This window comes from Burkholderia cepacia (genome assembly GCF_001039005.1).
Taxonomy (GTDB): Bacteria; Pseudomonadota; Gammaproteobacteria; order Burkholderiales; family Burkholderiaceae; genus Burkholderia; species Burkholderia theae.
Map to the genome: position 1 here is coordinate 121,028 of NZ_LDWR01000018.1, position 12,590 is coordinate 133,617.

The 12,590-nt window shown below is 63.8% G+C and carries 11 protein-coding genes; 5 read left to right on the forward strand and 6 right to left on the reverse strand.

The annotated features are described in order from the left end of the window. Positions 1-2: 2 nt before the first annotated feature. A complete protein-coding gene (locus tag VL15_RS11535; RefSeq protein ID WP_048245609.1) occupies positions 3-464 on the reverse strand; it encodes a (2Fe-2S)-binding protein in 462 nt (153 codons plus the stop codon). Positions 465-645: 181 nt separating this feature from the next. Here VL15_RS11535 and VL15_RS11540 point away from each other — a divergent pair, with 181 nt between their 5' ends. Both VL15_RS11540 and VL15_RS11545 read left to right on the forward strand, forming a co-directional pair. Next, complete coding sequence (locus VL15_RS11540) at positions 646-1,569, forward strand: AraC family transcriptional regulator (protein ID WP_048245610.1); 924 nt, start codon at positions 646-648, stop codon at positions 1,567-1,569. A 271-nt stretch (positions 1,570-1,840) separates the two neighbouring features. Further along, the gene (locus VL15_RS11545; RefSeq protein WP_053077625.1) at positions 1,841-2,821 is read left to right on the forward strand and encodes a fimbrial protein; all 981 of its coding nucleotides are present in this window, start codon (positions 1,841-1,843) and stop codon (positions 2,819-2,821) included. A gap of 82 nt (positions 2,822-2,903) precedes the next feature. On the opposite strand, the gene VL15_RS11550 is transcribed toward VL15_RS11545, so the two are convergent. From VL15_RS11550 to VL15_RS43155, 5 genes are read right to left on the reverse strand one after another with little or no spacing between them, the layout of a single operon-like run. Next, positions 2,904-5,579: a glycosyltransferase gene (locus VL15_RS11550; protein WP_048245611.1), complete on the reverse strand. Its 2,676-nt coding sequence runs from the start codon at positions 5,577-5,579 to the stop codon at positions 2,904-2,906. Between the two features lie 26 nt (positions 5,580-5,605). Next, positions 5,606-7,009 (reverse strand): UDP-glucose dehydrogenase family protein, encoded by a 1,404-nt coding sequence (locus tag VL15_RS11555; protein WP_048245612.1) that lies wholly within the window; start codon positions 7,007-7,009, stop codon positions 5,606-5,608. 39 nt (positions 7,010-7,048) lie between these two features. Continuing rightward, positions 7,049-8,038, reverse strand: a complete 990-nt coding sequence (gene galE / locus VL15_RS11560; protein ID WP_048245613.1) for a UDP-glucose 4-epimerase GalE — start codon at positions 8,036-8,038, stop codon at positions 7,049-7,051. Beyond that, positions 8,035-9,042 (reverse strand): UDP-glucuronic acid decarboxylase family protein, encoded by a 1,008-nt coding sequence (locus VL15_RS11565; protein WP_048245614.1) that lies wholly within the window; start codon positions 9,040-9,042, stop codon positions 8,035-8,037. The genes galE and VL15_RS11565 overlap by 4 nt, the downstream gene beginning before the upstream one ends. Continuing rightward, positions 9,035-9,259: a hypothetical protein gene (locus VL15_RS43155; RefSeq protein WP_230684430.1), complete on the reverse strand. Its 225-nt coding sequence runs from the start codon at positions 9,257-9,259 to the stop codon at positions 9,035-9,037. Before VL15_RS43155 ends, VL15_RS11565 begins: the two co-directional genes overlap by 8 nt. A 1,907-nt stretch (positions 9,260-11,166) precedes the next feature. On the opposite strand from VL15_RS43155, the gene VL15_RS11575 reads away from it, so the two are divergent. From VL15_RS11575 to VL15_RS11580, 3 genes are all read left to right on the forward strand, one after another. After that, positions 11,167-11,490 (forward strand): hypothetical protein, encoded by a 324-nt coding sequence (locus tag VL15_RS11575; protein WP_048245615.1) that lies wholly within the window; start codon positions 11,167-11,169, stop codon positions 11,488-11,490. 111 nt (positions 11,491-11,601) lie between these two features. Next, positions 11,602-12,192: a hypothetical protein gene (locus tag VL15_RS39925; RefSeq protein WP_080970798.1), complete on the forward strand. Its 591-nt coding sequence runs from the start codon at positions 11,602-11,604 to the stop codon at positions 12,190-12,192. A 73-nt stretch (positions 12,193-12,265) separates the two neighbouring features. Beyond that, the gene (locus tag VL15_RS11580; RefSeq protein WP_048245616.1) at positions 12,266-12,547 is read left to right on the forward strand and encodes a hypothetical protein; all 282 of its coding nucleotides are present in this window, start codon (positions 12,266-12,268) and stop codon (positions 12,545-12,547) included. The last annotated feature ends 43 nt before the right edge of the window (positions 12,548-12,590 follow it).

Sequence of the window (12,590 nt, forward strand, 5' to 3'; positions counted from 1 at the left end):
GGTCAGGCTCCCAGCGTCGTGGCCGCGTCGTGGATCGCGGCCCGGATGCGGGCGTAGGTCGCACAGCGGCACAGGTTGCCGTTCATCGCGGCGTCGATATCCGCGTCGGTCGGCTTCGGGTTCTGTTCGAGCAGCGCGGTGGCCGACATGATCTGGCCGGACTGGCAATAGCCGCATTGCGGCACCTGCAGCTTGACCCACGCGGCCTGCACGGCCTGCGCGGGTTTGCTCTGCAGGCCTTCGATCGTCGTGATGTGCTTGCCCGCGATGCCGGCGAGCGGCAGCACGCACGAGCGGACGGCCTGGCCTTCGAGATGCACCGTGCACGCGCCGCACTGCGCCATGCCGCAGCCGAACTTCGTGCCGGTCAGGCCCGCGTGTTCGCGAATCGCCCAGAGGACGGGCATCGACGGATCGGCGTCGAGCGTGACGTTCTTGCCGTTCAGGACAAAGGAGGTAGGCATTGTGTATGTCTCCATGGGGAAAACCCGGCATGCGCCCGGTTAGCGGGCAGTGTGCGCGAGCAGCCGGTTTTTGCGTCTACCCAATCCTGCAAATTTATTGAACAATCCTGCAAATCCCGGGCACGCCGCGGGCCGTTTCGCTATGCTCCCGCGACACGGGGAAATCAATCGAGGAAGCGTCATGGACATGACCGATATCGTGGCGTCGCGCGAATCCGGGCGGCGCGAACTGGCGACGCTGATCGGCCGCTTCGCGCCGGCGGACGGCTCGCATTCGACGGCCGTGCCGGGCCTGATGCTGCATCGGCACACGCGTCCGGTCGATCTCGGCTGCGGCGTGTCGCGCGCCGCGCTCGTGATCGCCGCGCAGGGCGCGAAGCGCGTGATCGTGGCCGGCCAGGCCTACGAATACGACACGCACAATTGCCTGATTACGTCGATCGACTTGCCGATCCTGTCGCGCGTGACGCGCGCATCGCCGGAAGCCCCCTACCTGTGCCTGTCGCTGACGCTCGATCCGCAGCGCATCGTCGAGCTCGCGGCCGAGATGCGGCTGCCCGAACCCGACGCGGGCCCCGAAGGCGAGGGGATCGCGCTCGCCGAGCTGACGCCGCCGCTGCTCGATGCCGCGCTGCGGCTGTTGCGGCTGCTCGATACGCCGGCCGACATTCCGGTCGTCGCGCCGCTGATCGAAAAGGAACTGCTGTACCGGCTGATGACGAGCGGGCAGGGCACGCGGCTGCGGCACATGGCCATCGCGGGCAGCCAGACGCACCGGATCGCGCGCGCGATCGAATGGATCCGCGATCACTTCGCGGAGCCGATGCGCGTCGAGTCGCTCGCGCAGGCGGTCAACATGAGCGTGTCGTCGCTGCACCACCATTTCAAGCACGTGACGACGCTGAGCCCGCTGCAGTACCAGAAGCAGCTGCGGCTGCACGAGGCGCGGCGGCTGTTGCTGAGGCAGGGCGGCGACGTCGGGTCGGTGGCCGCCGTCGTCGGCTATGAAAGCGCGTCGCAGTTCAGCCGCGAATACAGCCGGCTGTTCGGCGCGCCGCCGATGCGCGACGTCGTGCATCTGAGGCGGAAGGAGTTGTTGGGATGACGAGCGGTCCGTCAGGTTCGGGCATCGTCCACGTCAGAAATAAAAATAGAGCGAGCGCCCAAAAAATCAGCTGAATATAGTACTTGTACTATTAATTTTGGAAATCGATTAAACATTGTCTTATGTCATGTGGGCGTGACAAATTTTAGAATTCCCTCTTTTGAGATAAAAGTCACTGTGCGTTGTTTGTCAAATTCGGGAGGCCGACGGCACCCCGATGGACAGGCACTCGACGTGCCGATGGCGTTCAACGGGACGGAGGGAATTTTTTATGATCAGGAGTGCTTTCGTTAGGTCGATCGAAATCGCAAAAGCGGAAAGCATTGCCGAAAGGGCGTGGGGCGGCAGGAGCGTGACGCCCGTCGTCATGCTCGCAGTTGCCGGGATCGTCATGGCGACATCGCCGGTAGCGTGGGCGGCCTTCATCACGGTTCATGCGTTCGGGCAAGACATCTCCGTTCCCCAGCATTTGCCGAGCGGCAGTGTGATATCCCGCTATTACGTTACGCCGATGGCGGCGTGCGGCAAGGCGAGGTGCACGTTCAAGGGAATCAGTAATTATCCGTCTGGCGGAGGCAGCAGCGGGGCAGGGCCGATCATTTCGACGACTGTCGCGGGGGTGTCGGCCCAATTGCTGATCAATGGAAAGGGATATAAGACGGGGAATTACCCGCAAGAACAGTTCAGCACTTCGATTGAAGTGCAACTGCTGAGCAACGGCCAGCCTGTCCAGTCCGGTTCGTTCGGGGGAACGTGGTACTTCACGGTGTTCACGGCGGAGGTTCCCGACGGAGCGCGCATCTATTTGTCGCCGACCGGAAAAGTGACGGCGATCGCGGGCACCTGCTCGGCGCCGAACCAGACCGTGACGTTGCCGAGTGCGAGGCCCTCTCAATTCAGCGGTATCGGTTCGACCGCCGGCGCGAAGCGCTTTCAACTCCAGGTCGACAACTGTCCGCGGGGATACAACCGGATCGGGTATCTGCTCAATCCGGTCGGGGGCGCCATCGCGGGCTCACCGGGCGTGCTGCCGCTCGGTGCCGGTTCGAGCGCGAAGGGCGTGCGGATTCGCGTCGCGGACGACAAGGGTGTAGCGGCAACCTTCGACACGTCGATCAGGGTTGACGCCTATGACAAGGCCACGGGCGGGTCGTATGCGATACCGATGCAGGCGTCATATATCCAGACGGCCGCAGCGATTACGCCGGGAACGGTATCCGGGGCGATGACGGTTTTACTCGATTACCAGTAACCTGCGTCGATTGCGCTTCGTCGGGCTGTCCCGGTGCGGCCCGCGCCCGACCGCCGACCACGGCCGCTTCCCGGGCAGCCGGTCATTTCGCGACGACAGCCGTCTGCAGCGACGCCGGCGCGATCCGCCAGTCCGGCACATAGTGCGCGGGCCACGCGCCGGGCGTGTCGACCGCGTTGAAATAGATCACCGCCTTCAGCAGCGGATAGCGCCACAGCGACCGCTGGAATTCGTCGAGTTCCTCGCGCTTGCGCGCAGTCGACCCGTCGACACCAAGCTCCGTGACCATCACCGGCAGCCCGTAGTCGTTCACCCGCTCGTATTTGGTCCGCAGGATGCTCGCCGCGGAGAAATGGCCGCCGGCCGGCCAGCTCGCGCAGCGCGGACAGTCGAATACCGACAGGCCGACATCGTCCACATAGCCGCGCCCCGGGAAATAGTCGTCGAGGTTGCGGTTGCCGGCCGGCGACCACACGAAGCGGATCTGGTCGGTCATCGCGCGGCAGGCGGTCACGACCCGCCGGTACGCGTCTATGTACGCCGACGCGTCGCCGATGGCCCACGGATAACGCCCGGTGTCCGTTTCCATCTCGTGGCCCCAGCGCACGAACACCGGGGCTTTCAGTGCCGCGAGCGCCGAGCAGGTGGCCGCGATCCGCGTGTCGTAGCGGCCGTGCGCGATGTCCGCGAGCAGCGCGCCTTGCCGCGTGCCGTCAGCCGCCCAAGGCTCGACGGTCAGCATCAGCGAGCGGTTCCGCGCCTGCGCGCTCTGATAGGCATCGCCGATTTCCGTGCCGATGTCGGGCGCGTTCCACGACACGAACACGTGATCGAACGCGAGGCCCGGATCGGTCGCGAGCGTCTTGTCGGGATCGTATGCGCCGAGTTTGGGTTGCTTCACCGGTTCGCCCGGCGCGGGCGCAACCACGACCGGCAACCCGGAGCGCCACATCATCGCCTGCCAGCCTTTCGGCGCGCGCAGCCCGATGCCCGTCAACAGCATCGCGAGCGCGTAGACGAACAGTGCGTTGCGCATCGGCAGGCGGCTGAAGAACATCTGCCTGAACGCCGACGCGTCGAGCCCTTGCTCCCGGCCGTGATTCACCGTGACGACGGCAGCGATCACGAGATACAGGATGCTCGTCAGCGTCGAGAACAGATAGAAGCCGGCTGCATTGCGCGGATTCTCGACCATCACGACGGGCAGGCTGCAGAACAGCGAGATCAGCAGGTACGGCGCGACCACGCGCAGCGGCGCATCCTGTTCGATCGTGCCGCCCTTCGGCGTGACCTTGAACGCAAATTCCTTGCCACGGATGAAATCGAACAGCGCCGACGCGCAGCCGAGCACCACCCACGGCCAGCGCGCGAACACGAACGACAGCCCTTCCCACGACAGCAGCTTCGTATTCAGCGGGCGGCACGACTGGGTCGAACGTGTGGCCCAGGTCACGACGCACAGGAGCAGCGCCGCGAGCGGCAGCGCGTAGGTGAGGTACGTGAGGTAGTCGACGTGCGCCCAGACGCGGCCGGTGAGCAGCGCGACGACCGGAATCACGACGCCGCCGGCCATCGCGACCGCGCACAGCGGGTACCACAGCTGGCAGAACAGGAACTGCGCCTTCAGCTTCAGCGGCAGGCCCGCGAAATAGTGGCGCGTATAGCGCAGCATGATGATCATCACGCTCTTGGACCACTGGAATTCCTGCATCGCCAGGTCGGCGAACGTGCGCGGCCCTTCGCCGTTCGCGATCGCGTTCAGCGCATGCATGCCGCGCCAGCCCTTCGAATTGAAGATCATCGTGGTCGAGTGATCCTCGGCAAGCTCGGGCCCGAGCCCGCCGATCTCGCGCAGCGCGCGGCAGCGCACCGCGTAGTGCGAGCCGATGCACAGCGGCGCGAGGCCGCCCGCATAACCGGCCTGCATCGTGCCGTGCAGCGGCCCCTCGACGTTCACGCGGCCGCGCGCGCTCCAGCTCTCGGCCGCGTTGCTGTCGCAGATGCTCGGCGCCGACACGTAGCCCACTTTCGGATCGACGAACGGCCGCAGCATCTCCTCGAGATAGGTGCGGGTCGGCACGTGATCGGCGTCGAGCTGCGACACGAAATCGTAGTTGTCGTAGCCGTATGTGTCGTAGAAGTACGCGAGGTTGCCTTCCTTGCATCGGGTGCGGCGCGGCCAGCTCGTCCGGTGGTACGCGGCAACACCGCGCCGCGTCGACACGAAGACGCCGTGCTCGCGGCACCAGTCGAGCGTTTCGGGCGTCGGGTCTTCATCGGCGAGCCAGGTGTCGTGCGGGTAGCTCTGGTCGAGCATCGCGAGCAGCGTCGTGCGGACGATGTCGAACGGCTCGGACGGCGCCTTGGTGACGACCATCGCGACGCGCCAGTCGCGCGGCACGGGCAGCGCGGGGTTCGGAACGACCGCCGAGCGGATGATGAAGATGAAATAGCCGGGAATGAAGGTGGTCCAGAACAGCACGAAGCAGTTGACGCCGAAGCGGAACGCGTCGACGTAGTGCTCGTCGCGCAGCCACCAGCGCCAGAAGATGCCCAGCGCGACGAACCAGCACAGCGCGAGGACCTGGAAGATGAATTTGGTCCCGCCGTCCATCAGCGGGACGAGGAGCGGGACGTCTGCTTGCAGCGAGTCGGTGCGATCGGCTTCGGCTTCGGCTTCGGTGTCGGTGTCGGTTTCGGTGGTGTCGGTGGTGTCCGGGGCGAGGCCGCCGGCAAGCGACGCAACCAGCTTCTTCATGGTGTTCTCCCGTCAAGGTCAGACCATCAGTTGTGAAGCAGGCCGCGCTGCAGCCGGGTGTCCTCGCTGTCTTGCGGTTGTTCCGAAGCCGGGTCCGCCGCCGTGCGTTCGCCGCACGAGCGGCCCACGCGTTCGTAGCGGCGAAAGCCGCCGTCGACCGCCAGCCGTTCGCTGAACAGGTTGCGCATGTCGAGCATCACGGGATCGGCCATGTGGTCCGCAAGGTCGGCGAGATCGAGCGCCTCGAACGCTTTCCATTCGGTCATCACGACGACGGCGTCCGCGCTGCGCACCGCGTCGACCGCGGAGCCTTCCATGAACACCTGCGGCAGCAGCCGCGACGCCTCGTGCGGGCGTGCGGGGTCGTACGCGCGGATATGCGCACCCGCGCCGACGAGCAACTGGATCACGTCGATGCTGGGGCTTTCGCGCACGTCGTCGGTCTGGCCTTTGAACGTGAGGCCGAGCACGGCGATGCGCTTGCCCTTGATCGAGCCGCCGCAGGCTTTCTCGATGCGGTGCAGGATCTGTTCCTTGCGCAGCGCGTTCGATTCGATCGCCGCGCTGACGATGCGCAGCGGCACCGCATGTTCGGAGGCCGTCGCCTTCAGTGCGCGCGTGTCCTTCGGGAAGCACGAACCGCCCCAGCCGGGGCCGGCTTTCAGGAACGACGCGCCGATGCGGCGGTCGAGGCCCATCCCGTTCGCGACCACCTCGACATCGGCGCCGACCGCTTCGCACAGGTCCGAGATCTCGTTGATATAGCTGATCTTCACCGCGAGGAACGCGTTCGCCGCGTACTTCACGAGTTCGGCCGTCTCGATCTCGGTGGCGAGCACGAGATGTCCCATCGCTTCCAGCGGCGCGTAGATCGCTTTCATGATCTCGATCGCGCGCGGATGCTCGGCGCCGAACACGACGCGATCCGGATGCATGAAATCGTCGATTGCCGACCCTTCGCGCAGGAACTCCGGATTCGATGCGATCGCCGCGTCGACGCCGTCCGGTGCACAGCGCTCGACGATCTGCTTGACGATCCGGTTCGTGCCGACCGGCACCGTCGACTTGGTGACGACGACCGCGAAACCGATCAGGTTCGACGCGATCTCCCGCGCGGCCGCTTCGACATACTGCAGGTCCGCGTAATCGGTGCCCGGCAGCGTCGGCGTGCCGACCGCGATGAACACCGCGTCGCGATCGCGCACGCTTGCCGCCAGGTCGCTGCTGAAGCGCAGCGTGCCGCGTTCGACGTTGCGTGCGACGACGGTGTCGAGGCCCGGCTCGTAGATCGGCATGAGGCCTTCGTTCAGTGCGTTGATCTTGCCGCGATTGTTGTCGATGCAAACGACGTCGTGCCCGAGATCCGCAAAGCACGCGCCGCTCACCAGCCCGACGTAGCCCGTGCCGACGATGGCGATCCGCACATTCATGGTTGTTCCCCTGGGTGCCTTTCCGTGAAACTTGCGCGACTACTTGTTCGATTCGAACTGCAGTTCCTTCTGAAACCACGCCGCGGCGTGTTCGACCATCGGTTCGATCGCGGTGAAGCGCGGCCGCCAGCCGAGCACCAGCGCGGCCTTTGTCGCGTCGGCGTACAGCGCGGGCGGATCGCCCGGCCGGCGCGCGGCCATCACCGTCGGCACGCGGCGCCCCGTCACGGCTTCGACGGCGCGCAGCGCGTCGAGCACCGAGGTCCCCTGGCCGGTGCCGAGATTCAGCGCGACGCTGTGGCCGCCGCCGCACAGATAGGCGGTCGCCTTCAGGTGCGCGTCGGCGAGGTCGCTCACGTGCACGTAGTCGCGAATCGCCGAGCCGTCGGGCGTCGGGTAATCGGTGCCCATCACTTTGAACGCACCGCCCGTGCCGAGCGCCGCGCGAATCGCGAGCGGCAGCGCGTGCGTTTCCGGTTCGTGGCATTCGCCGATCGCGCCGTCGGGGTCCGCGCCCGCCGCGTTGAAGTAGCGCAGCGCGACCCACCTCAACCCGTACGCACGCTCGAAATCGGCGGCCATCCGCTCCATCGCGTATTTGGTGAAGCCGTACGGATTGACCGGCTGCTGCGGCGTGCGCTCCGAGATCGGCAGCACGTCCGGAACGCCGTACGTCGCGCACGACGACGACATCACGATCTGGCCGACACCGGCCGCCCGCATCGCGCTCAGCAGCGTGCAGGTGCCCGTCACGTTGACCGTGTAGTAGCGCTCGGGGACGAGCACCGATTCGCCGACATAGGCGAGCGCGGCGAAATGGATCACGACGTCGGGCCGGTGCGCGGCGAGTGCTTTCGACAGCGCGTCGCGGTCGAGAATGTCGGCCGCGACGAGTGGCCCCCATTGAACCGCGTCGCGATGGCCGGTCGACAGATTGTCGTAGGCGACCGGCTCGTGTCCCGCTTGAGCGAGCGCCTTGCACGTATGGCTGCCGATATAACCCGCTCCGCCGGTTACAAGCACTTTCATGCGGTCGCTCCGGTCATGCGCAGCACCGGTTCGAGCCACAGTTCACGGGCGAAATAGTCGACCGTCCGGCGCAGCCCTTCGTCGAGGTCGATCGCCGGCCACCAGCCGAGCTCGGTCGCGGCGACCGAGATGTCGGGCTTGCGCTGGTGCGGATCGTCGATCGGCAGCGGCCGGAACACGATCTCCGATTTCGAGCCCGTCATCGCAAGCACTTTCTCCGCGAGCTCGATCATCGTGAATTCGCCGGGGTTGCCGATGTTGACCGGCGTGCCGACGTTGCGCTTGGCGCCCATCAGGCAGAAGAAGCCGTCGATCAGGTCGCTGGCGAAGCAGAACGAGCGCGTCTGCTTGCCGTCGCCGTAGATTTCGAGCGGCACGCCGTTGAGCGCGCCGACGATGAAGTTCGACACGACGCGGCCGTCGCGCGGCGACATCCGCGGGCCGTACGTGTTGAAGATACGCGCGACGCGCACGTCGATGCCGTGCGCACGGTAGTAGTCGTAACACAGCGCCTCGGCGGCGCGCTTGCCTTCGTCGTAGCACGCGCGCGGGCCGATCGTGTTCACGTTGCCGCGATAGGTTTCCATCTGCGGATGCACGCCCGGATCGCCGTAGATCTCGCTGGTCGACGCCTGGAACACGCGTGCGCCCGTCTTGCGCGCAAGTGCAAGGCAATGGTTCATGCCGAGCACGTTCGTCATCATGGTGTGGACGGGATCGATCTGATACGTGGGCGGCGAGGCCGCGCACGCGAGATTCCAGATCTCGTCCACCTGCAGCTCGGGCAGTCCGAGCGACACGTCGCCCTTCACGAACTCGAAGCGGCCGGACGCTTTCAGGTCGGCGACGTTGAGCTTGCGCCCCGTCAGCAGGCTGTCGATGCACGTGACGGATGCACCTTCCATGACCAGGCGCTCGCACACGTAGCTGCCGAGAAACCCGGCGCCACCCGTCACGAGGGCGCGCCGACCGGCGCGCGTCTCGATCGCAACCCTGTCATTCATGGCTCTCTCCTTCGTCGTACATCTCGTCGAACCACACGTCGATTTGCGCGACGGCGGCGCGCACACGTTCCATCCCGCTGCACGGGCAGCGTTTCGGCAAGCGATGGTTCGCATGGACTGATGTCGACGAAGCGCCGCGACAGGCACTCCGGTTTCGCTGACTTCCCCGCTGATGCTTGAACGACGCAAGCGTCGATCGATCGCTGGTGATCTTCATCGCCGTTTCCCCGACAAGCTGATTGACGAGCGGGCCGCCATCCGTGTACTTCGTGCCGTGGCGTGCCTCTCGGTGAGAGCCGGGTATCAGGCAATCGGCATGCCAGGGACGCCGCAGTCCCGGTGTGCGCACGCGCGGTCGCGCAATTGCCGCGCGTCACGCGAATTTGTGTTTCATGTGTGTATCGTGGGGACAGGAAAGCGACTCGAACGATTGCCGGATCGATGCAATTCGATACGACGAAACTCGCGATAGATCAGGCTTTTGCGGGGCGGGGGGCGTTAAACAGGTGTTGATTTTGAATGTTTCAATGGTGAGAACTGCGGCGATAAAGGATTAAAAACGTTTCTTGAATGTGCCGGCTATCGCGCGATCCATGTTTTGAAAGGTGGATCGCATGAACGTAAAAAAGCGATGTACCGTCTCCTGGTGGAATTGAAAGTTTTCATTTGTTTTGATTGTTACGCCGGTAAACTGGCGAGATGACAACATCATCGGCCGACACATATATTTTCATTCTTACTATTTTTCGACCTTTCGATTGCCGTGTGATCGTGTCGGTATTTTCACGGATGAATCAAAATCGTTCCAGTTGTCGGTGCGAATGCATGTCGACGACATATCGGAAGCGGTCGTGCCGGGCTGGTGGAGCCGGGCGACAAGCGATTCGATCCCCGTTTGTCCGGGCATGGGAGACCGGCCGCACGCGCCGTCCCGCGTGGTTTGCAAGCGGAAAGACCGACGCCGCCCGGCCAGCGCGGCGGCGCGCTTCTCAAGTTTGAAACAACCGTTCATATGACCGTTCGGCGAGGGCCGGCGTGCCGGATTCGTCCGTCAAATCAGGGCATTGCTTCGCGATGTTCAACGATCGCCGCGTGTGCCGGACCGTTGCCGCGATACATTCCTGAAACAAAAAATGACGTTCTCGGCGATTCGTGCCCGCGTGGCAACCGTTTGCCGCGCGCAACGAACGGTGGAATAACGCGTGGCACACTGCTTGCGGTATTGGTCGCATCGGCGAGCGGTCGAGATGACGCAACAAAGATGTGGGGCGACCACCTCGTCAATAAGCCAGTCGGGGAAACGGCGATGAAGACTATAAGCAGTAGCTTGATCGGCGCGTACTTTGCGCATCGGTGGGGTAGTCGGAAAGATCGGGGTGTTGCTCGCGACGCAGTGCCAGCTTCGCGGGTTCTTACATGCCGCTTTCTCGGCCTCGGCACGCTTCGCGTGCTGGAGCGGTTGTCGCGCCACGCGGCAATCGGGCGACAGCGCTGCTCGCCTTCATTCAGTTCACCCGGATGGGTCAGTCTGTTCGTGCCGGACAGCGTGACGCCGATTCGTCTTCGACCGTGCAGGGTGGTTTCGATTGCGCCAGGCCAATACTGGCGCCGGCCGGATTAGATCGAATACCTGTCGGCCGGATTATCCGGAAGACCTTTCGTAGATCGCTCAGGGAGAAGACATGTTACCTGGCTGCGATGCAGGCCCGTTATCGCTCGATTAAAAGAGCATTTTGAGCGGCGCTGCATTTGCGGTGGTAAATGTATTCGCGCATTTTCGATCCCGGAAAGGGATGCCGCGTTTCGGCATCTCGTCCGGTGGGGTATCGAATATCGCGAGCCGGAAAGGTGTGCGCGTCGTTTCGGTTAATCCAATGGCGGGGTTTTCGGGAATTAATAAAAGTTCATAGGATTCATCGAAAACACCTACTAATAAATTTTGGACAACTTAGAAACACAAAACTAAACTTCGGCTGGCAAAAATAGAAAAATAAATGAATTTCAAAGGCAACATGATTCTCGTAATTAAATAGTGATCCTTATCATGAGGATTGCTCAAGGCAGGAAGATTGATGGCGTGCGATCTTCCTGGCTCATTCAGTCCACGCCGTTATGGAGTCGACCATGAAGAAGCTTCTGATTGCAGTAGCAGTTCTGGCGGTTTCGGGTGCAGCGTTCGCAGGCAGCGGCACGGTGTCGAGCAGCAGCTCGTCGAGTGGCGGTTCGACGATGGCCGGTGTGGCCGGGTTCGGTCATTTCTCCGCGACCGATTCCGGCTCGGCACTCGGCGCAGCCGGTGCAGTTGCCGGCGGCCCCGGCAGCGGCTCGATCTCGTACACCAACCACACGCAATCGTCGTCGGTCGGCGGTTTCGGCTTCGGCGGTGCACAGGCTGGCGGCACGAGCGGCGCGAATGCCGGTTCGATCGGCTGGACGTATCACCACTAAGCCGGGGCACGTAGCGTTCGTCATTGGCTGGCGGTACGGGGGCCGGGTTTTGTTCCGCAAGGGCGCGCCCGGTTCCTGGACTGCCGAACAACCTCACAGCAAGGAATTGCTATGAAAGCCAAAGTCATTTTAGCGACAGCGCTTACCGTCCTATCGTCGGCCGCATTGGCAGCCGGTTCGTCCACGACCAACCAGACGCAATCTGTTGCGGCAGGTGTTTCCGGTTCGGTACTGGTCGGCTCCGGCAGCTATACGAGCAATTCGAATTCGGTAGCGGGCGCAAGCGCAGGCAGTACCGTGACACCGTCCGGTTCCGTTGGTACGGCATCCGCCTTTCACAACTCGACGTCGACAGCCAGCGGTTCGGGCACGAACGGGGGAGCGTTCGCGGCAGGCGGCGGTATCGGTGCCGCAGGCTCGTTCGGTGGAAACAGCAGCACGAACGAGAACGCGAATGCGCTATCGGGAGGGGTTTCCGCCACGATCGTGCTGGGTGCGAACCACTACACCGCATCGAGCGCGAACGACCAGGGAAATGCCAACGCAGGTGCCGCCGGGCTCACGGGCAGTGGCGGGTCAGGCGCGATCACGGGTTCGAATCACTACAACTCGTCGACCGTTTGGAGTACCGGGCCGGCCGGCTCTCCGTCCGCATCAGGCGGAAGCCAGGCAAGTTCCAGCGCGACCGGGAGCAGTCATTAGTCAGGTGTGGGGGGACCAGTTTCTCAGCGACGCTGGTCTCTTTCCCCGCATTGTTGTCACGTAAGGAGTTGGCATGAAGCAGAAAGTGATTGCCGCCGCTCTGATGCTTGCGTCACTGACGGCATATGGCGCTGACCGTGCTGCCGAGGACGTGCAATCGAATATGCAGACGTCAAACAACCCTGACCAGACAACCAAACCGTCAGAACAACAAACGCTTTCGTCGGGCAATGCCATCGGCGGACCGGACTCCCAGCAGTGGCAGGGCATGTCGGCCGGCTCGTGGTCCCAGCTGGGCAGCGGCTGGAAGCAGTTCGGGGAAGCAGGAAAAGCTGAAGGGATTCAGGGGAATTAGTACGGTTGCCTGGGTGGGAGGTCAAACCTCGTCCGGAGAGTGA